Source organism: Acidobacteriota bacterium (genome assembly GCA_016716905.1).
Taxonomy (GTDB): domain Bacteria; phylum Acidobacteriota; class Vicinamibacteria; order Vicinamibacterales; family SCN-69-37; genus SYFT01.
The window spans coordinates 892,091-912,500 of the sequence record JADJUS010000022.1 but is presented as its reverse complement, the minus strand read 5'-3'; the positions used below and the strand labels follow the sequence as shown (position 1 = coordinate 912,500).

The following is a 20,410-nucleotide window of genomic DNA, read 5'->3' as shown; positions in this document are numbered from 1 at the left end:
CTGAGAGACCAGAGCGAGAACCGCAAGGTTCATAAAGTCGCAGACGCCACGCTGCCAAGAAAATCCCCTAAGGAGTAGTCCAAGTACCCGTACCGCAAACCGACACAGGTAGGCGAGGAGAAAATCCTAAGGCGCAAGTGAGAACCCTCGTTAAGGAACTCGGCAAATTGACCCCGTAACTTCGGGAGAAGGGGTGCTCTGAGTTGTGTAGTGCCTCGCGCACGAAGCATCTCGGAGTTGCAATAAAGAGGCCCAAGCAACTGTTTAATAAAAACACAGGGCTCTGCAAAGTCGAAAACGACGTATAGGGTCTGACGCCTGCCCGGTGCCGGAAGGTCAAAGGGAGGGGTTAGCCGCAAGGCGACGCTCTGAACTCAAGCCCCGGTAAACGGCGGCCGTAACTATAACGGTCCTAAGGTAGCGAAATTCCTTGTCGGGTAAGTTCCGACCTGCACGAATGGCGTAATGATTTGGGCGCTGTCTCAACGAGGGGCACTGCGAATTTGTGGTACCGGTGAAGACGCCGGTTGCCCGTCACAAGACGAAAAGACCCCGTGCACCTTTACTGCATCTTAGTAGTGAATGCTGCCGCCGTCTGCGCAGGATAGGTGGGAGACTTTGATATCGGATTCTCGGATTCGGTGGAGTCAACGGTGAGATACCACCCTGACTGCTGCGGCGTTCTAACCTGTTCCCCTTATCGGGGAAAGGGACACTGCTAGGTGGGTAGTTTGACTGGGGCGGTCGCCTCCTAAAGTGTAACGGAGGCGCGCGAAGGTTCGCTCAGGCTGTTTGGAAATCAGCCATAGAGTGCAAAAGCATAAGCGAGCTTGACTGCGAGACCTACAAGTCGAGCAGGTGGGAAACCAGGCTTTAGTGATCCGGTGGTTCCGCGTGGAAGGGCCATCGCTCAACGGATAAAAGGTACGCCGGGGATAACAGGCTGATCTGAGCCAAGAGTCCACATCGACGCTCAGGTTTGGCACCTCGATGTCGGCTCATCACATCCTGGAGCTGTAGCAGGTTCCAAGGGTCCGGCTGTTCGCCGGTTAAAGTGGTACGTGAGCTGGGTTTAGAACGTCGCGAGACAGTTCGGTCTCTATCTGTGATGGGCGCAGGAGATTTGAGTGGGGCTGACCTTAGTACGAGAGGACCGGGTTGGACGCACCTCTAGTGTACGAGTTATCCCGCCAGGGGTAGCGCTCGGTAGCTACGTGCGGAAGGGAGAAACGCTGAAAGCATCTAAGCGTGAAACCCTCCACAAGATGAGATCTCCCTAGACGTAAGTCTCTAAAGGCTCCTGGAAGATTACCAGGTCGATAGGTCGGGTGTGGAAGCGCAGTGATGCGTGAAGCTTACCGATACTAATCAGCCGTGAGGCTTGTCCATTGATTCTTTTTCACCCTTTTGTGGTGATGAATTAACTACCGTTTGCAGGGTGTTCAGCTGTCATAGCTGTTTGCACGCCGGGCGCCGTATGGCGACCGACCGTGCATGTGCCGGCGGGCGTATGTTCCGCCGCCACGATTGATCTTTGAGCACGTCAAGTTTCCTGGTGGTCATAGGAGTTGGGTCACACCCGTTCCCATTCCGAACACGGAAGTTAAGCCGACTACCGCCGATGGTACTGCATGGGTAACTGTGTGGGAGAGTAGGTCGCTGCCAGGATTATTTACCCCAAAGGCCCGATGCCAACCGCATCGGGCCTTTTCTTTTGTACGCACATTCCGCGGTAAGATGCGCTCTCGTTTCGCAAGGAGCTCATCGATGAATCGACTGCGCAGGTACACCGTTGCCGCCGCTCTCCTCGGATGCACCAGCCTGGCCGCGCAAGCACCGGCAGTCGCGCCCACCAACGACGCCCCCAATCCGTACGTGACAGAGGAAGGCTGGGCCAAAATGCCGGCCGGCCGCACGTGGGGCGCCACGAGCGCCGTCGATATCGATCCCGACGGCCGATCAATCTGGGTCGCCGAACGCTGCGGCGCCAACACGTGCTGGAACGGCGCCGAGGGCAAACCCTCTCCACTCGACATCGTCCTCAAATTCGATTCGAGCGGTAACCTGGTGAAGAGCTTCGGGCAGGGCATGTTCGTGTTCCCTCACGGCATTCACGTTGATCGCGACGGCAACATCTGGGTCACCGACGGTCAGGACAATTACCCGCGGCGGGCGCGCGGCGCCGCTGCCGATGCGCCCCTGCCTGCGATGCCGGCGAAGATCATCGGCCATCAGATCTACAAGTTCAGCCCCGACGGAAAATTGCTGCTGACGCTGGGCAAGGCCGGTGGCAATCGGCCGAATGAGCCCGCCGACCCTGCTTCGTTCTACCAACCGAACGACGTCACCACCAACGCCGCAGGCGACATCTTCGTCGCCGAAGGTCACGGCGGGGCCAACGCGCGCATCGTCAAGTTCGACAAGACCGGAAAGTTCTTGAAGGAGTGGGGCAAGCGCGGCGCCGGCCCCGGCGAAATGGACCAGCCGCATGCGCTGGCGTGGGACTCGAAGGGACGGCTCGTGGTGGCCGACCGCTCGAACAACCGCATCCAGATTTTCGACGAGGACGGCAAACTGCTCGAAGTCGGCTACGAACAGTTCAGCCGGCTGAGCGGGATCTGGATCGACGCGAATGACACTCTCTACGGAACAGACTCCGAGTCGGGCTCGATTAACCCCCCGCGCAAAGCCTGGCTTCGCGGAATCCGGATCGGCAGCTTGAAGGAAGGGCCCAACGCCAAAATCACCGCCTTCATTCCGGACCCGTTGCCCAACGCCACAGGCACCAGCGCGGCAGAGGGCATGGCGGTGGACCGCGACGGCGTCATCTACGGGGCCGAAGTCGGGCCCAGAGCCTTGAAGCGCTACGTCCGCAAGTGATCACGACGGATCACAGGAGGCGCCGAGACACGGAGGCAATCCTTTTGCCACGAAGGATTAAAGGAGAACACAGAGACGGGGAGCTGATTTCTTGGTTTTCCCAGAAAACCTCCCTAGCTCTGCGTCTCCTGTAAATCCGTCGTGACCAAAAAAGACGTCGGGTGTCTTTTTCCTCCCCAACTCGGCGGCCTCCTGTAATCCGTCGTAGTCGGCGGTGCTTTGACCTCCAGGGCGCGCGGGAGTAGAATCCGCAGGTTCCACATAGCAGACGTCCGAGTCCGAACGTCGCGAGGAGTGCAGCCATGTCTGTCACGCGCAGGGGATTTCTATCGAGGTTGGGCGCGCCTGGAGGCGTCGCCCTGGATGCCGCGGTTGACGGCCGGCTCATCGCGGCTCGTGGGCTTGAGGCGGAATCGGCCGAAGCCTGGCAACAGGCGGGCGGCCGGCGAGGCGGGCCCCCGGCGGCCCCTCGCGAAGGCCAGCCTCCTTCCATCAAGATCAGCAGCAACGAAAATCCTGTCGGGCCAGGGAAGGCAGTGCTCGACGCGATCGTCGCGCAGTTCGGTGAAGCCGGCAGATACCCGTTCAACGCGAAGGTTGGCGACCGCAAGCTGGTGGAGACCATCGCGGCCCTCCACAAGGTCAAGCCCGAGAACGTCCTGCTCGGCGCCGGGTCGCAGGAGATCCTGAAGACGGCGGTGTGGGGGTTCACGAGCCCGGCCCGTCACCTGGTCACGGCCACGCCCACGTTTGAAAACGCCACCAACGTCGCGCGACGCATGGGCCATCCGGTCGTCGAAATCAAAGTCGACAGCCAGTTCCGCCTCGACCTGGAAGGCATGCTGACCACCGTTCGCGGCGCAGGCCTGGTGTTCGTCAACAACCCGAACAATCCGACCGCGACCGTGCACAGCGCGAAGACGATCACCGACTTCGTGGAACGTGTGCGCCGGATTTCGCCGGACACGGTCATCCTCATCGACGAGGCGTATCACGAATACGTGACCGACCCCGCGTACGAGACGGCCATTCCGCTCGCCATGGCCACGCCCAATGTGTTTGTGGCGCGGACGTTCTCCAAGGCATATGGCATGGCCGGTATGCGCATCGGGTACGCCATCGGCGGCGGCGACACAATCAAGCCGCTCGCGCGTCTCGGGATGCCGTACAACATTTCGGTGCTCGGTGTGGCCGCTGCGATTGCGGCGCTGGGCGATCCCAAACACATGGAAGCCGAGCGCGCGCGCAACACCGAAGTGCGCACCTTCACTCAGAAGGCCCTCGAGGATCTCGGCTGCAAGTGCACCGCCTCGCAGGCGAACTTCCTGTTTGTGGATGTGGGGCGCACCGCCGCGGAGTTCCGCAGCGGATGCGGCGCGCAGGGCATCCAGGTGGGACGCGACTTCCCTCCATTTGAAGGCAGCCACGCGCGAATTTCACTGGGCACGATGGCGGAGATGCAGAAGGCCACGGCGGTCTTCCGCGATGTATTGCGACCGGCGAATGGCGCCGGTGGCGGGGGTCGATAGGAGGCGCCATGTTGACACGACGCAAATTCGTAGAAACCGTTGGCATCGGCGCCGCCGGCGCCCTCACCAGTTCGTGGATCGGCGCGCGCGGCCGTGAAGACGCGATCTGGAATGCACTCTCACCCTCCCTCGAGGCATCGACTCAGGGGATGTCCGTCATTCCGCTCTCGAGCAACGAGAACCCGTTTGGACCAAGCGCGGCAGTGCTCGACGCGATCAAAAAAGCGTTCGGGCCCGACGGCGCGACGCCCGGCAGGTACTCAAATGCCACGGGCGCGCTTCGCGACGCGTTGTCGAAGAGTCTCGGTGTGACGTCCGAGAACCTGACGCTCGGGTGCGGCTCCACGCAGATCCTGCGGACGGCCACGCATGTCTACACCAGCCGGACGAAGGCACTCGTCGGCACCATCCCGACGTACGAGGAGTGCGCGGGTTATGCGGCGATGCTCGGCCACCCGGTGCGCGCGGTCTCGCTCGGCCGCGACTTCCAGATGGACCTGGAGCGGATGGCCACGGCGGCCAAAGGCTCAGGACTGGTGTTTTACTGCAACCCCAACAACCCTGTGGCGACCTACACCGGCGCCACAGCCACGCGCGACTTCATCGCGCGCGTCCATCGCATCTCACCCGAAACGACAATCCTGGTGGATGAGGCGTACTTCGAATACGTCACCCATCCCGACCATCAGACGATGATTCCGGTGGCGCTGGAGGACCCGCGGATCGTCGTCGCGCGCACGTTCTCAAAAGCGTACGGGATGGCCGGACTGCGGCTCGGTTATGCGGTGGGGCACCCGGATGCGATCCGCAAGATGTCCGATTGGGACAGCGGTTCAGGCACGAGCTCGCTCAACGTGCTGGCGCTGCACGCCGGCGTCGCCGCCCTTGAACAGGGGCCGGCGTTCGTCGAAGCCGAGCGTGCGAGGAACAAGGCCGCGCGTGACTTCACCACCAAGTGGTTCGCCGACCGCGGCATGAAGTCCACCGAGTCTCACGCCAACTTCATGTTCGTGAATGTCGGAGTCCCGGCCAAGCAGTTCCGCGACGGGTGCATGGCCAAGGGCGTGCGCGTGGGCCGCGATTTCCCGCCGTTCGAAAACGCGTGGTGCCGCATTTCGCTCGGCACGATGGACGAGATGAAGCGCGCGGTCGCCGTCTTCGGCGAAGTCCTCGGCAAGCCAGGCGTCACCGCCGCGGCGTAAGGACCTCTGAGGTCGTTTTCCCTGCTTCCACCTGGAAAACGACCTCAGAGGTCGTTTTCTATTTCTTAACGGGCCACACAACTCCCTGGTCGCGCGGGACCTGGGTCACACCTTTGAAGACAAACTTCTGCAGGCGGCGGCCTTCGTAGGTCTCGGTCGTGAAGATGTTGCCGGCCGAGTCGGTCACGATGCTGTGGACCGCGAAGAACTGTCCCGGCTGACGTCCGCCGTCACCAAACGACGAGAGCATCTCAAGCGAATCCCGCCGCATGATGTAGACGCGCTCGTTCTTGCCGTCGGCCACGTAGAGATAGCGCTGCTGCGGGTCGCGTGAGAACGCCACGTCCCACACCGCGCCGTCACCCAACGTGCGCTTCGCGATCTGCTGCTCCTTCACGAACTTGCCGTCTGCGGTGAAGACCTGCAGGCGGTTGTTCGGGCGGTCGCAGACGTAGACCAGGCCGTCCACCGACAGGTCTGAACAATGGACCGGTGTCCTGAACTGTTGCGCGAGCGGTGCATCTGGATCAAACGGTCCCAGGTTCGCATCGTCTGGCTTGTTGCCGTAGGCGCCCCAGTAGCGTTTGAAGGCGCCGGTATCGGCATCGATCACGGCCACGCGTTTGTTGAGGTAGCCGTCGGCCAGGTACGCCTCGTTGGCCTTGGGGTCAACGAAGATCTTGGCGATGCGACCGAAGTTCTCCCTGTCGTTGCTGCCGGCGGTCTTGCCGGATTTTCCGTACTGCGCGATGAACTTGCCGTCCTGTGTGAACTTCAGCACGTGCGCGTCGTTCGTGCCGTTGCCGCCAATCCACACGATGCCTTTGTGGTCCACAAAGATGCCGTGGTTGGACTCAGGCCACTCGTAGCCCTGGCCGGGGCCGCCCCAGGCCTTGAGCAGGTTGCCCTGTTTGTCGAACTGCAGCACCGGTGGCGCACGTTTGCAGCACTTCGCTGTCGGGGGGTTCTCGTCAGCCGCGGCCTCCTGCGCCGACAGGGTATCGGGACGATGGACGATCCAGATGTGATCCTGGGCGTCCACGGCGATGCCGATGGCCATCCCCATCAGCCATCCATTGGGAAGCGGCTTCGGGAACGTCGGATCCACTTCAAATTTCGGGGCTTCCACCATCGAGGCGGCCTGACCTTCGGCGGCCATCCGCTCGAACGACTGTTCGGCCACCAGGAGAAGCGCGAGTCCGGCCAGGAAAACTCCGGCGGCGAGTGATGTGCGTCTTTTCATGCGAACTCCTACTTGACCACGAACTTTTGAACGCGTTTGCCCTGCAGGTTTTCGCCAGTGATGACGTGTCCCTGCGTGCTTACCGCGACGGCGCCGACGCCGAAGAAGTGTCCGGGCCACCGGCCGCCGCTGCCAATCGTGCCCACCTGCGCGAGGGTGTCACGACGAAGGACGTGCACCGTCTGCTCCTGACCGTTGGCCACATACACGGTCTGCTGGGCCGCGTCGGAAGAAAACGCGATGTCCCACACAGACCCGCTGCCGAGGGTCGATGGGGAGACAACTGCCTCGCGCACGAATGTGCCGTCTTTCTTGAAGACCTGAATGCGGTTGCTCTCGCGGTCGCACACAAACAATTCGCCCGATCGTGAGAGCGCGAGGCAGGAGAGTGCGCGGAACTGTTTCGCCGCCCCGGAGCCCGCGGCATATGCCGGCGGTGCCGTTGCGTCGGGAGGCGTGCCATACCCGCCCCAGTGACGTTTGTACGCGCCTGTCGTGGCATCAAACACCACCACTCGGCGGTTGCCGGTATCGGCGACGAAGACTTCGTTTGCCTGCGAATCCACTTCGACTGCGGCCGGGCGCTTGAGTCCGGTGCGGCTGTCGGGTGCGCCGGTGTCGCCGGGCTTTCCGATTTGCATGAGGAACTTGCCCTCGCGCGAGAACTTGAGGACGTGTGCGTCCTCGGGTGGGGGCGCGGGAGCGGCGGCTCCGCCACCACCTCGTCCTCCGCGGCCGGCAGGAGCCGGTGGCAGACCGGCAGCCGTCAGCCACACGTTGCCCGCCGCGTCCACCGCGATTCCGCCTGGGTTCAGCGGCCAGTCATACCCGGCGCCCGGACCACCCCAGTGGCCGACCAGCGCACCGGCCGCGTCGAACTCCAGGACGAATGGCGCGGCAGCGCAACAGTACTCGGATCCTGGCGGCGTGGCGGTCAGCGCGGCTTCGGTGCGGGCGTTGAGCGAGGCCTGGCCCCGGTGCAGCACCCACACGTGATCGCGGCTGTCCACGGCCACACCGGTGACCGAGCCGAGAATCCAGTGATTGGGGAGCGGTCGCGGCCAAAGCGGGTCTGCTTCGGCGCGTGGAGGCGCCTGTGCAAGTCCCTGTGCGCCGGCCCAACCAAGAAGAACGACCGCGGCTGCCAGAGAGAGCCGACCGTAGCTCGGGCTGTTTCTCAAGCCCGAGGATTGCTGTGTGCCCATCGATGATCTCCGTCGGAGGTGGCCCGGCTGAATTTGGGTGAAATCGGGCGCCAGTATACTACCGGCGGCTGCACCCGTGAGAGTTTCGCGCACGCATCAACAGGCGCTCTGGCGCATCGGACTCGTGTGCGCGCTGGTGGCGGCGGTCTGGGCTTCGTCGAGCCTCACTGTCTCCGCTCACGAAATTCCCGCCGACGTGACGATTCGCGTGCTCGTGAAGCCTGAAGGGCAGACCCTTCGGCTCCTCGTGCGCGCGCCCCTCGAGTCCATGCGGGATGTGATCTTCCCGACCCGTGAGCCGGGGTTTCTGGAACTGACAGCCGCCGAGCGCGCGGTTCGCATCGCTGCGGAGTTGTGGATCGCCAATGGGGTGCGCGTGTGGGAGGAAGGCCAGCCACTCGCGCGGCCCGTGATGACCGCCGTGCAGGTGTCGCTGCCGTCTGATCGATCGTTCGACACCTGGGAGCAGGCCCTCGCGCACGTGACGGGCGCGCCACTCCCGGCCGACACCCAGTTGCTCTGGACACAGGCGCAACTCGATGTCCTCCTCGAGTTTCCGGTGAAGTCGGACGCCTCTCGGTTTGCGATCGAGACCGACTTCGCCAGGCTCGGCGTACGGACGCGGAGTGTGGTCCGGTTCCTGCCCCCAGGTGGTGCCGTCAGGGTGTTCGAGTACATGGGTGATGCCGGCGTGCTGGATCTGGACCCGCGCTGGTTCCAGGCCGCGCGCCGCTTCGTGGTTTCTGGCGTCGAGCACATCTTGGGTGGCGTAGACCATCTTCTCTTCCTGCTGTGCCTGGTCGTGCCGGTGATCCACGGCGCGCGGCCTGTCCTGGACGTAGCTCGGCCTGCCCTGGACGTAGCTCGGCCTGCCCTGGACGTAGCTCGGCCTGTTCCTCAAGGCCGAGGCACCCTGAAGCCGCTCGTGCTGATGGCCACCGCGTTCACTGTGGCGCATTCGATCACACTTATCGCGGCGGCGTTTGAGTTCGTCCCAAGCGGTCTGTGGTTTCCGCCGCTGGTGGAAACCCTGATCGCGCTCTCAATTGTGTGGATGGCGCTTGAGAATATCGTCGGCGTCTCCCAGATGCGGCGCCGCTGGGCGCTGACGTTCGCGTTCGGATTGGTCCACGGATTCGGATTTTCGTTTGCGCTGCGAGAGACGCTGCAGTTTGGCGGCAGCCATTTCGTCACCTCTCTCGTGGCGTTCAACGTGGGCGTGGAAATCGGCCAGGTCCTGGCGCTGCTGGTGATCGTGCCGGCGCTCTCCCTACTGTTCCGCTATGTCGTCCCGGAACGCATCGGCGGCATCCTGATATCGGCGCTCGTCGCGCACGAGGCCTGGCACTGGATGATGGCGCGCGGTGCCACGCTGTTCGAACACGAATTCCCATTCACTCAGCGCGAAATCACTTCAGCGGCCCTGAGGGCGGCGATTGTCATCTGGCTCGCCGCATGGGGCTACTGGTACGCGAAGCGCCGAAAACTAGCCAAATAGGGGGACGGGTGTCGATCTGTGGAAAACTCTGAATGTGAAAACGACCTCTGAGGTAGTTTTCGCGGATGAGTAGCCGAAAACTACCTCAGAGGTCGTTTTCACATTCAGTGTTTTCCACAAATCGACACCCGTCCCCTTATCTTGGCAACCTCCAGGCGACGAGTGACGCAGCCGACGCTGATCCCGTTGCGTAGACGATGTACTGACGCCCTTTGTGCATGAAGGTCATCGGCACGGCGCTGGTCTTGCTGGGAATCGGCAACATGCCCACCTGTTTGCCGGTCGCCTTGTCGACGGCGAACAAGCCCGGGTCTGCGGTTGGTGGGCCGCCGCGGCGGCCGGTGCCGTAAATCACCAGCGTCTTGGTAGTGATCACCTGCGGCTGGCTGCTGCTCGATTGCGGCAGCAGCTTGACGCCCTCGAAGAGCTTCGCATCAGGTGACGAGGCCTGCGGCGTGGGCGTGAACGTGCCTCCGTTGCCCACCCACCACGCCTTGTCGCCCGTGTTCATGTTGTACGCCGTCACGCCGCCCAGTTCGCGCGGCTTCAGGATCGAGATGCCCGCGATCGTGGACGTGCCCGGAGGCGCGGTTGCATAGCTGGCCGGTCCTGGGCCGCCGGCACGACCGCCGGCCCCGGCGCCACGCGCGCCGGCGCCGCGTCCGCGCTGGGGCGCCACGTATCCCGGCGGCGGCGGCGCCGCACCGAGCTGGCCGCAGCTGTTGTGTGGCGCCTGGGTGTAGTTGTGCTCCGAGCACGGGTCCTTCGCCACCTCGGTGGTGCTCATCCCCGACTGCGACGCCACGTAGAGGAAGCCCGTCTCTGGGTCCACTGCCGCACCGCCATCGATGTTGACACCGCCCGACGCACCTGGCGAATACCACGAACACTCAAACCCGTTGGGCGTCTTGCCATCGGCAAGCGATGGCGGAATGAAATACGGTCCCATCCGGCACTTCTTCGCAAGCTGCAGTGCGGCCGCCCTGAGTTCCGGCGTGTAGTCGATCAGATCCTCTTCTTCCAGACCCTGCTGCGAATAGGGCGCCGGCTTCGACGGAATGGGCTGCGTGCGCGCAGTTTTTTCGCCAGGCACTTCGCTCTGCAGCACGGGTGTTTCCGGCATCGGCCAGATGGGCTCGCCGGTCGCGCGATCGAACGTATACACCCATCCCTGCTTCGTCGTCTGCGCCACCACCTTGCGGAGCCGGCCGTTCACGGTGATGTCCATCAGGTTCGGCGCCATCGGCGTGTCGTAGTCCCAGATGTCGTGATGCACCATCTGGAAATGCCACTTGCGCTGGCCCGTCTTGGCGTCGAGCGCGACGATGGCGTTGCCGAAGAGGTTGTCGCCAGGGCGATGGCCGCCGTATTCGTCGCTGAGCGGCATGCCCACCGGGATGTAGACCAGTCCCAGTTCCGGGTCCGCCGAATAGGTGGCCCATGCGTCGTTTTTGCCGACGCCGGGTGTGCCGGGAGCCGACCCGTTTTCCCACGTCTCGGCGCCGAACTCGCCCTTCTGCGGAATCAGGTTGAACTTCCAGAGTTGTTTGCCGGTGCGCACGTCGAAGCCGCGGATGTAACCCGGCAGGTTGTGCAACTTGATCGGGTAGTACCCGTGAATGGATGAGTTGCCCACGATGATGACGTCGCCCACGAGAATGGCCGGTGAACTCGCGGCGATCTGTCCCTGATTCGGATCGATGCCGACCGTGCCGTCGGCGCCGGTGCCCTTTTCGGCATCCCACGTTTCACCGGGCTTGGCCTGCCGATACGGGGCCGCGTCGCTGATCACGAGCGGGCCGTTGTCATCCACCGCGAGTGGCACGAGCGGGAATCCGAGGCCGTCCATCAGATCGACCACGCCGTTCTTGCCGAACTTCGGATCCGGCAAGCCGGTCTTCGCATCGATCAGCGCCATGTGGTACCCGGGTGTGACGACAATCACGCGTTCCGCATTGCCATCGGTCCAATAGGCGAGGCCGCGACCGGCAAACTGGCGTGGCGCCTTCTGCCAGCGGATGCCCTCGTCGAGCCGCCACATCCACAACGTCTCGCCGTTTTCAGGGTTGAGCGCGGTGGCCACGCGGCGCGTGCCGGCCACCGTGAAGAGCCGCCCGTTCGCATACAACGGCGTGGTCCTGTAGTACTCATCGGCGCTGAACGAGCCGGCGTTCCACTGCCAGGCCTGTTCGAGCGATTCGAAGTTGGACGCGTTGATCTGATCGAGCGGCGAGTACCGCGTGCTCCACGCGTCGGCGCCCCAGTACCGCCATTCCCCGGGCGCGTTGCCGCGCACGAGTGTGGGCTGGCTGGTGGCTCTGGCCTGGTCGAAGGCCGTCAGCGCGCCGCCGAGCGCAACTGCCGCCAGCAGAGCCATGCCTGCGATGCGTGTGATTCGAATCGGTTGTGCCATGGTGTGGGTCCTTATCGGGTCGGGTCGGTCACGAGTGATGGAACGAGCGCGAGCTTGTCCGGGAGGAGATTGATGGTGATGCCGCGCAACGCGGCGGGATCGGCGGGAAGGTCCACGCGCCCGGCGGGCATGCCGTTGAGCTTCAGCAGGTAGGCCACCACCTGCGTGTATTCCTTCGGCGAGAGGCTGCCCGGTTCATTCTTCGGCATCTTCTCTGTCAGGAACTCAAGAAGTTCGCCGAGGGACCGTCCCTGCCAGTTGAGGAACACGGCGCCTTTGTAGGTGCTGGGTGGATGGCACGACACGCACGTACTCATGTAGGTCTGCTCACCACGCGTCGCCTGGGTCGCGCTGTAGACGCGCCCCTTGGTCGTCTTGGCGCCCGCTGGCGCTGCCTGGGCGTTCAGGTTCGACGTCGTGACCAGCGCCGTAAAGAGGGCGCTCGCCAGGACGAACACAAAGAGCGATCGGCGCACAAACAGCCAGGACATGCCACCACCGGGGATTTGCGGGCACGATAACACAGTCAGCGCGACCCCGTTCCACCACCGCGGCCCGCGCGCGGAGGTGCGATCGCCGCGCGATACTGGGCGATCGCCGCATTGACCTTGAACTCAATCCCGAGGCGGCCGATTTCGGCCGTGGCTTTTGTCGGGTCACCCGACACGCCCGAATCTGTGGCCCCGCCCCACGGCTTGACCTGCTCCTTGCGAACCCCCGCGGGCCGCACGTGCAGCATCTGCGACGTATCGCTGATCCCGGCGTGGCTGCCGATGATGGCGTCGGTGTAGCCGAACTGTGCGAGCATCCACGCGCGGTAGTGCTCGCGTCCCGTTTCGTAATAGTCCGTGAGCGACAGCACACGGATATTCTCGGCCTTCCACTCTTCGGTCAGGGTGGTCGCCACGGCAGTCATGCCTGCCTGATTGCCGCCGCTGTCACCGATAAAGAGGATGTGCGTAAAGCCATGCGCCTTGAGGCTGCGTGCGGCCGCGTCGAGCAACTGATCGTACGCGGGAGAGGGCAATGAGATTGCCCCGGGTGGCACGCGGTCGGGATTGCCTTCGGGCACATATTGAATCGGCGGCGCGACCAGGGCGTTCCCAAGCCGGCGCGCCATCAGGTTCGCCGAGTGCGCGACGATGTAGTTATGTTTGCCGAGCACCATGTGGTACCCGTTCTTTTCGGTGCCGCCGGTCGGGATAATGACCGTGGTCTTGCCGGCATTGATCGCGTCGCGGGTTTCCTCCCACGTCAGTTCATCAATGAAGACGGTGTCGGGCGCCTGAGACGGTGAAATGCCCGCCGGCGCGGTCTTCGCGGTCGGCAGACGAGGACCGGCCGGCTCGGTCGCCGCTGCGCCTGCGCGCCCTTCGCCGCGGCCGCCCCCGGCGGCAGCGCCTCGGCCGCCACCAGCCGCGCCGCCGCCCCGGCCGCCACCACCCCCGCCGCGCGCTGCAGGTGGTTCGGCCGGCTGGAGGGTCCCGGCCATCAGTCCTTTGATCTGCGCGACGGCGTTGTCGACCTTCATCTGGATGAAGACCTTGCCCAGGGCCGCGCTCGACCGTGTGGGGTCACCGCTCACCCCGGAATTCGGGTAGCCGCCGCCGGGCGCGATTTTGTTGCGGCGCACATGTTTCGGATCCACAAACAACATCTCTGACGTGTCGAGCAGGTTCGCGTGGCCGCCAATCTGATCAGCGGGAATGCCCATGGTGTCGGTGATGTGTTTGTTCTGGTCCGCGTGTGACTTCGTGTAGTAGTCGTCAATCCAGAAGGCGCGGGCCGTGTCTTTCCACAATTCATTCAGGCGGGTGGCGGCGGTCCGCATGCCGTTGCGGTTGCCGCCCGACTCTCCCAGGAACAGGACGGTGGTGAACCCGCCGGCCTTCAGGCTGCGCCCCGCGCTGACCAGCAGTTCGATGAATCGGTCTTCCGGCAGCGTGATGGTGCCCGGCTTGCCCATGTGCCCGCCCGGGTTTTCCCAACTGCCCTCAGGGACGTAGGTCACGACCGGCGCGACCAGGGTGCGGCCCAGGGCCCGGGCGATCTTGTCTGCGGCAAACTGCATGACGAACTTGTGCTCGCCGTCCACCATGTGGGGGCCTTTTTGTTCGGTGCCCGCGGTCCCGATAATCACCGTCGTGGTGCCGGCTTTGACCAGGTCGCGGACCTCGGCCCACGTGAGGTCCTCAAGGAAAACGGTGTCTGGCGGGCGGCCGCCGGGACCGGTCGCGGGCAGCCCATCGGGCCTCTGCGCCAGCCCCCTCAGGCTCGGGGCCAGTATCAGCGAGAGGAGCACACACAACAGCAGGGCCGGCTTTCTCACAGAAAGAACCTCCGAAACTCGTTTGGAAAACGTGCCCATTGTAGGGGAAATCGTGTTCAATCGGTGCGTTTCAGGGGTGGACTTTCGGTGTTATAGTCTGGCGCATCTAGACTTTTTTGGGTCGGGGTGACATGCGCAATATGCCTATGACGGCGGTCAGATTGACAGCGGTGTGCACGGCGGTCTGCGGCGCGATTGTGATCGCGAACGCCGAACATTTAACGGGTGGACGCACCGCCGCGTTGACCGCAGCCGACGGGAAGCGCTTGACGATGAGCGCGCATGCGTCGCGATCTGATGTGCGGGTGCCTGCCACGCCCGACGAAGTCATCCAGGACTACTGCGTCGACTGCCATAACGACGTGACCAAGCCGTCGGGCCTCTCGTTTGAATCATTCAAGGTCGCGGCCACTGAAGCCAACGCGGCGATGGCGGAACGCATGGTGCGCAAGCTGCGCGCGGGCATGATGCCGCCGCCCGGAACACCGCCACCCGACGCGGCGAGCCTCGCCGGACTGATTGGTGCACTTGAGACGCGGCTGGACGCCGGCGCGCTTGCGCGGCCCAATCCCGGGTCGCGAACGTTCCCGCGGTTGAATCGCGTGGAGTACGCCAGGTCGATTCGCGAACTGCTGGACCTGGATGTGGATGCCGGCCAGTGGCTGCCGCTCGACTCGATGAGCGCGAACTTCGACAACATCGCCGACGAGCAGATGTTGTCGGCCACGCTGCTCGAAGCCTTCCTGAACGCGGCAAGCGACATCAGCCGCATGGCGGTGGGTGATCGCAATGCCACCAAGCTCGACCGCACCTACGCCAATACGAGTTATGCCTCGCAGCACCCCTGGGATCACGTCGAAGGTGCGCCGTTTGGCACCCGTGGCGGCCTTGTGGTGCGCCACGTCTTCCCGGCCGACGGAGAGTACGTCTTTGAAGTGAACATGACCGGTGGCAACAACAGCCGGTTCGAAGATATCGATATCTCGATCAACGGCGAACGCGCCGCGCTCGTGAAGTACGAGACGCAGCAGGCCGAGTCCGCTGACGGCCGCGGCGGCGTGCCGATGCTCACCGACCCGATCATGGTGAAAGCGGGGCAGCACACGGTGGCGGCCGCATTTGTGCGCCGCACCGACGGGCCGTATGAAGATCTGATTCGGCCGCACGACTGGTCGTTTGCCGGGGGCGGCTCAGGCGGCGCGGGCATCACGACTCTGCCGCACGTGCGCGATCTCGTGATTCGTGGGCCGCTGAAAGTGACCGGGCTCTCGGAGTCGCCGAGTCGCCGCAAGGTGTTTTCCTGCCGGCCCACCAGTCAGGCCGACGAAAAACCCTGCGCGCGCGCCATCGTCGCCCGCCTGGGCGCGTCGGCGTACCGGCGTCCGCTGGCCGACCGCGAAGTGGACGCGGTGATGCAGTTCTACGACGTCGGCCGCGTCTCGGGTGGCTTCGAAGGCGGCGTGCGCACCACGCTTGAGGCGTTGCTCGCGAGCCCACACTTCATCTTCCGCCTCGAGCGGCAGCCCGACCGCGTGAAGCCGGGCGAGACCTACCGCATTGGCGATTACGAGTTGGCGTCGCGCCTGTCCTTCTTCCTGTGGGGCACGCCGCCTGACGAGGCACTGCTGGCCACGGCCGGCAAGGGTCTGCTGGCCACGCCGGCGGGTCTGGATAAGGTCGCGCGGCAGATGCTGGCTGACCCGCGCTCCAAGGCGCTCGGCGAACGGTTTGCCGCCCAGTGGCTGCGCCTGCAGGACATCAGCAAGGTGCACCCGGACCCGAACTTTTTTCCGAATTTTGATGATCGTGTCGCGGATGCGATGCGCACTGAAACCATCACGTTCTTTAATGACCTGGTGCGTCGCGATGCAAGCGCGCTCGATTTGTACCGCGCCAACTACTCGTTCATGAACGAGCGCCTCGCGCGCCACTACGGCATCGCCGGCGTGTCGGGCAACCAGTTCCGGCGAGTGGCGTACCCGGACGACACGCGGCGCGGCGTGCTCGGACAGGGCAGCGTGCTCGTGCAGACGTCGCTCGCCAACCGCACGTCTCCCGTCTTGCGCGGCAAGTGGGTGATGGAGGTGCTGCTGGGCACGCCGCCGCCGCCCGCGCCCGCCAATGTGCCGCCGCTTGAGAACACCGCGGAGTCGAAAAACGGCAAGGCCGTGACGACCCGTGAGCGCATGGAGATGCACCGTGCTGATCCGCAGTGCCGGTCCTGCCACCTGTTCATGGATCCCATTGGGTTGGCGCTGGACAACTTTGATGTGACCGGCCGCTGGCGCGTGCGCGAGAACGGCAGCCCCCTCGACACCCGCGGCGACTTCTACGACGGCACGCCGGTCTCGACCCCGTCGCAGTTGTCGGCCGTGTTGCTGAAGCGGCCGGTGCCGCTGGTGCGGATGTTGACCGAAAACCTGCTGGCGTTTGCATTGGGACGCCGGGCGGAGTACTACGACCAGCCCGCGATTCGGGCCATCACGCGCAGTGCAGAGGCGGGCGAGTATCCGGTCTCGTCCCTGATTCTGGGCGTGGTCAAGAGTGATGCGTTTCGAATGAGCAAGGCCGAGGCCGTGCCGGACACGGCCGCCGGGCGTAAGCAGTAGGGTCAATAGAGCCGTAGATCGATTTCCAAGGAGTCTCAGCGATGGCGTATCTCACCGGTAAACACATGGCTCGGCGCACCTTTCTGCGGGGCGCTGGCGCCACCGTGGCCCTCCCCTTCCTCGACGCGATGGTGCCGGCCGGCTGGAGCGCCAGTGCGCGCGCTGCAGCGCCGACGCACACGCGTCTTGTCTGTATTGAGGAAGTGCATGGCCTGGCCGGGTGTAACGGCATCGGCGCCGGCAAGTTCCTTTTTGCGCCTGAGAAGGTGGGACGCGACTACACGCTCGTGCCCGACAATCCGCTCAGCACGCTCGACGCCTTCCGCGACTACACCACCATCGTCTCCAACACCGACGTGCGGATGGCCGAGGCGTTCAACGCCCCGGAAATCGGCGGCGACCACTTCCGATCGAGCGCGGTGTTCCTGACCCAGGCGCACCCGAAACAGACGCAGGGCTCGGATATCTGGGCCGGCACGTCGCTCGACCAGATGTACGCCAAGAAGTTCGGCCAGACCACACCGATGCCGTCGATGCAGTTCTGCATCGAGAATCTGGATCAGGCCGGTGGCTGCACCTACAACTACTCGTGCGCCTACACCGACTCGATCAGCTGGGCCTCGCCCAACGAGCCGCTGCCGATGATTCGCGATCCGCGCGTGGCGTTCGACATGTTGTTTGGATCGGGCGGCACCACGGCGGCCCGCGCCGAGCGGCGCATGACGCGGCGCAGCATCCTCGACTGGGTGCATGGGGAAGTGTCGACGATGCGGGCCACGCTGGGACCGGCCGACCGCCAGCGCCTGGATCGCTACATGGAGCACATCAGCGAAATCGAGCGCCGCATCCGTATGGTGGAAGCGCACAACACGAGCGGTGAATCGCGCGAGTTGCCGGACGCACCGGCGGGCGTGCCCGACTCGTTCTCCGAGCACATGAAGTTGATGTTCGACCTGCAGGTGCTGGCCCTTGAGACGGACATGACGCGCGTGATCGCGTTCAAGACCGGCCGCGACGCGCAGAACCGCGTGTTCCCGGAAAGCGGATCCACTCAGCCCTTCCACCCGGCGTCGCACCACGGCAACACCGAGGCGCGGGTGCTGGAGTTCAACAAGATCTGCAAGTACCGCGTCAGCCAGATGGCTTACTTCCTCGACCGCATGAAGAACACCGTCGAGGGCGACAGCAACCTGCTGGACAAGACATTGATCATCTGGGGTTCGCCAATGGCCGATCCCAACGTGCACAATCACCGGCGGTGCCCGCTGGTGTTGTTCGGGCACGGCAACGGCCAGCTCAAGGGTGGCGTGCACCTGAAGGCTGAAGATGGCACGCCGATGGCCAACGTGATGCTCACGCTGATGCAGAACCTGGGTATGGACGCGACCCACTTCGGCGACAGCACGGCACCGTTCTCACTGGCGTAAGAAGTCCGCGGCGTAAGAAGTCCGCAACGTACGTAGCTCGGCCTGTTCCTCAAGGCCGAGAACTTGAAGAAGGATTTGTGATGTCTCATATGCGCCGCATAAGTGCTTCCCTAATGGTTGCGGTCTGCCTGGCTGCGGTTGCGACCGCAACGGTGTCGGCACAAGCGACCCCGGTGGCCGACGCCGCGCGTCGCGCCGACACGACCGCGTTGCGCACGTTGTTGGCGCAGGGCGCGGACGTCAACGCGCCACACGGCGACGGCATGACCGCGCTGCACTGGGCCGCTGACCGTGGCGACGACGCGATGGTGTCGATGCTGGTCTTTGCCGGAGCCAACGTGTCGGCCGTGACCCGCATCGGTCAGTACACGCCGTTGCACCTGGCGGCGCGCGCAGGAAGTCCGGCGGCTGTGGAGGCGCTGTTGAAGGCGCAGGCGCCCGTCTCGGTGAAGACATCCACCGGCGGCGTGACGCCGCTGCACCTGGCGGCCACCGCGGGCAACACCGCGGTGATGACGCTGCTGCTCGACAAAGGCGCCGAGATCAACGCCAAAGAGACGGAGTGGGAACAGACGCCGCTGATCTTCGCGGCGTCGGCTGATCGGCTGGACGCCGTGAAGCTCCTGATTGCCCGTGGCGCCGACGTGAAGGGCAAGACGAAGGCTCTTGATATGACGGTGTTCGGCGCACAGGCGCGCCAGGCACAGACCCTGCAGCGTCAGGTGCTGGCGAGCGCGGTGACCCGCGGCGCAGAGCCAACCCCGAGCCAGATGCAGGGCGCGATTGAGGCCGCCCGCGAGTTCTACGTGAGCGGCAAGTTGCCCGAGCCGCCGGCCGCAGGCGGTGCAGCAGGTGGACGTGGAGGCCGCGGTGGCGCGGCACCGGAAGCGGCGCCTGCCGCGCCCGGACGCGGGGCTGGTGGCGGGCGTGGTGCGGCTGACGCGGCGGGTGGGCCCGACGCCGCCGGCGCGCCGGTCACGGCGGGCAATCAGGAAACGCCGCTCCCCAACATCTCAGCCAAAGGCGGGTTGTCCGCATTGCATCACGCGGTGCGCCAGGGGTATCTGGCCACGAGCATCGCGCTGCTCGACGCCGGTGCGCTCAAAGACGAAAAAACCGGTGATGGCCACAGCCCCCTGCTCGTCGCGCTGATCAACGGACAGTTCGACGTCGCCATGGAGCTGATTCGCCGTGGCGCCGACGTGAACCTCTCATCCGACAGCCATGGCGTGACGCCACTGTGGGCCACCATCAACGCACGCTGGCAGCCGCGCACGCGGTTTCCGCAGCCGCAGGAGATGGACGCGCAGAAGGCCGACTACATCACGGTGATGCAGGCGCTGATCGACAAGGGCGCCGACGTGAACGCGCGGATTCGCGTGCATCCCTGGTACATGGTCTACACCGACTGCGGCAACGCGAACTGCGGCCTGTCGAATTCGGCAGGTGCCACGGCGTTCTGGCGCGCGGCCTACGGCACCGACGTTGAAGCGATGCGCTTCCTGGTCAAGAACGGCGCAGACCCGAACATCCCGACCTATGTGGCGGCGGCGGGTCGCGCCGGCGGTGCAGGTGGTCGCGGTGGCGGCGGCGGTGGTGGTCGCGGCGGCGGACCCGACGGCGCAGCGGCGCCTGCGGCACCGGCGCCGACAACACCCGCGATGGACCCGTCTGGTGTTCCTCCGGTTCCGCGCGGCGGCCCCGGCGTGTTCCCCCTTCATGCGGCGGCCGGCTCCGAATACGGCGAAGGCTTCGCTGGCAATGCCCACCGGCATGCTCCCGATGCGTGGCTTGCCACGGTCAAGTACCTCGTGGAGGAACTTGGGGCGGACGTGAACAGCCGCGATAGCGACGGCTACACCGCGATGCACCACGCCGCAGCGCGTGGCGACAACGAGTTGATCCTGTATCTGGTCTCAAAGGGCGCCGACCCCAAGGCCATCAGCCGCCGTGGTCAAACCACCGTGGACATGGCGAACGGGCCGGTCTCTCGCATCTCCCCGTTCCCCGAGACCATCGCGCTCCTCGAGAAGATGGGCGCGAAGAACAACAATAGATGCCAGAGCTGCTAGCGT

At 64.5% G+C, this 20,410-nt stretch carries 12 protein-coding genes and 2 rRNA genes (1 of these 14 only partly in view); 9 read left to right on the top strand and 5 right to left on the bottom strand.

What is annotated here, in order from left to right:
- The 5 genes from IPL75_20040 to IPL75_20020 all read left to right on the top strand — a co-directional run.
- A 23S ribosomal RNA gene (locus IPL75_20040) occupies nt 1–1,389 on the top strand (it extends 1,600 nt beyond the left edge of the window).
- A gap of 162 nt (nt 1,390–1,551) precedes the next feature.
- Nucleotides 1,552–1,668 (top strand): 5S ribosomal RNA (rrf, locus tag IPL75_20035).
- Between the two features lie 99 nt (nt 1,669–1,767).
- The gene (locus IPL75_20030; protein MBK9242486.1) at nt 1,768–2,880 is read left to right on the top strand and encodes a hypothetical protein; all 1,113 of its coding nucleotides are present in this window, start codon (nt 1,768–1,770) and stop codon (nt 2,878–2,880) included.
- Nucleotides 2,881–3,182: 302 nt separating this feature from the next.
- Nucleotides 3,183–4,409 carry a histidinol-phosphate aminotransferase family protein gene (locus IPL75_20025; GenBank protein ID MBK9242485.1) on the top strand — a complete coding sequence of 409 codons (1,227 nt, stop codon included), beginning with the start codon at nt 3,183–3,185 and terminating at the stop codon, nt 4,407–4,409.
- Nucleotides 4,410–4,417: 8 nt separating this feature from the next.
- Nucleotides 4,418–5,611 carry an aminotransferase class I/II-fold pyridoxal phosphate-dependent enzyme gene (locus IPL75_20020; protein MBK9242484.1) on the top strand — a complete coding sequence of 398 codons (1,194 nt, stop codon included), beginning with the start codon at nt 4,418–4,420 and terminating at the stop codon, nt 5,609–5,611.
- Between the two features lie 58 nt (nt 5,612–5,669).
- On the opposite strand, the gene IPL75_20015 is transcribed toward IPL75_20020, so the two are convergent.
- Nucleotides 5,670–6,770, bottom strand: a complete 1,101-nt coding sequence (locus IPL75_20015; protein ID MBK9242483.1) for a hypothetical protein — start codon at nt 6,768–6,770, stop codon at nt 5,670–5,672.
- Between the two features lie 92 nt (nt 6,771–6,862).
- On the bottom strand, nt 6,863–8,059 hold the full coding sequence (locus IPL75_20010) for a hypothetical protein (GenBank protein ID MBK9242482.1): 1,197 nt from the start codon (nt 8,057–8,059) through the stop codon (nt 6,863–6,865).
- 76 nt (nt 8,060–8,135) lie between these two features.
- Between IPL75_20010 and IPL75_20005 the strand changes: the two genes are divergently transcribed.
- Nucleotides 8,136–9,557 carry a HupE/UreJ family protein gene (locus IPL75_20005; protein MBK9242481.1) on the top strand — a complete coding sequence of 474 codons (1,422 nt, stop codon included), beginning with the start codon at nt 8,136–8,138 and terminating at the stop codon, nt 9,555–9,557.
- A gap of 136 nt (nt 9,558–9,693) precedes the next feature.
- On the opposite strand, the gene IPL75_20000 is transcribed toward IPL75_20005, so the two are convergent.
- The 3 genes from IPL75_20000 to IPL75_19990 are packed head-to-tail and all read right to left on the bottom strand — an operon-like array spanning nt 9,694 to nt 14,299.
- A complete protein-coding gene (locus IPL75_20000; GenBank protein ID MBK9242480.1) occupies nt 9,694–11,970 on the bottom strand; it encodes a PQQ-binding-like beta-propeller repeat protein in 2,277 nt (758 codons plus the stop codon).
- An 11-nt stretch (nt 11,971–11,981) separates the two neighbouring features.
- The gene (locus tag IPL75_19995; protein MBK9242479.1) at nt 11,982–12,461 is read right to left on the bottom strand and encodes a cytochrome c; all 480 of its coding nucleotides are present in this window, start codon (nt 12,459–12,461) and stop codon (nt 11,982–11,984) included.
- A 35-nt stretch (nt 12,462–12,496) separates the two neighbouring features.
- The gene (locus IPL75_19990) at nt 12,497–14,299 is read right to left on the bottom strand and encodes a creatininase family protein (GenBank protein MBK9242478.1); all 1,803 of its coding nucleotides are present in this window, start codon (nt 14,297–14,299) and stop codon (nt 12,497–12,499) included.
- Between the two features lie 146 nt (nt 14,300–14,445).
- On the opposite strand from IPL75_19990, the gene IPL75_19985 reads away from it, so the two are divergent.
- From IPL75_19985 to IPL75_19975, 3 genes are all read left to right on the top strand, one after another.
- Nucleotides 14,446–16,908, top strand: a complete 2,463-nt coding sequence (locus tag IPL75_19985) for a DUF1592 domain-containing protein (GenBank protein MBK9242477.1) — start codon at nt 14,446–14,448, stop codon at nt 16,906–16,908.
- A 41-nt stretch (nt 16,909–16,949) separates the two neighbouring features.
- Nucleotides 16,950–18,335: a DUF1552 domain-containing protein gene (locus IPL75_19980; protein MBK9242476.1), complete on the top strand. Its 1,386-nt coding sequence runs from the start codon at nt 16,950–16,952 to the stop codon at nt 18,333–18,335.
- 113 nt (nt 18,336–18,448) lie between these two features.
- Nucleotides 18,449–20,407: an ankyrin repeat domain-containing protein gene (locus IPL75_19975; protein MBK9242475.1), complete on the top strand. Its 1,959-nt coding sequence runs from the start codon at nt 18,449–18,451 to the stop codon at nt 20,405–20,407.
- Nucleotides 20,408–20,410 lie beyond the last annotated feature (3 nt).

Bases quoted from the DNA above. Each gene is read 5' to 3' on its own strand.
- IPL75_19995 (MBK9242479.1), bottom strand. From the start codon at position 12,461: ATGTCCTGGCTGTTTGTGCGCCGATCGCTCTTTGTGTTCGTCCTGGCG.
- IPL75_20025 (MBK9242485.1), top strand. From the start codon at position 3,183: ATGTCTGTCACGCGCAGGGGATTTCTATCGAGGTTGGGCGCGCCTGGA.
- IPL75_20000 (MBK9242480.1), bottom strand. From the start codon at position 11,970: ATGGCACAACCGATTCGAATCACACGCATCGCAGGCATGGCTCTGCTG.
- IPL75_20010 (MBK9242482.1), bottom strand. From the start codon at position 8,059: ATGGGCACACAGCAATCCTCGGGCTTGAGAAACAGCCCGAGCTACGGT.
- IPL75_20015 (MBK9242483.1), bottom strand. From the start codon at position 6,770: ATGGCCGCCGAAGGTCAGGCCGCCTCGATGGTGGAAGCCCCGAAATTT.
- IPL75_20030 (MBK9242486.1), top strand. From the start codon at position 1,768: ATGAATCGACTGCGCAGGTACACCGTTGCCGCCGCTCTCCTCGGATGC.
- IPL75_19975 (MBK9242475.1), top strand. From the start codon at position 18,449: ATGGTTGCGGTCTGCCTGGCTGCGGTTGCGACCGCAACGGTGTCGGCA.
- IPL75_20020 (MBK9242484.1), top strand. From the start codon at position 4,418: ATGTTGACACGACGCAAATTCGTAGAAACCGTTGGCATCGGCGCCGCC.
- IPL75_19985 (MBK9242477.1), top strand. From the start codon at position 14,446: ATGACGGCGGTCAGATTGACAGCGGTGTGCACGGCGGTCTGCGGCGCG.
- IPL75_19980 (MBK9242476.1), top strand. From the start codon at position 16,950: ATGGCGTATCTCACCGGTAAACACATGGCTCGGCGCACCTTTCTGCGG.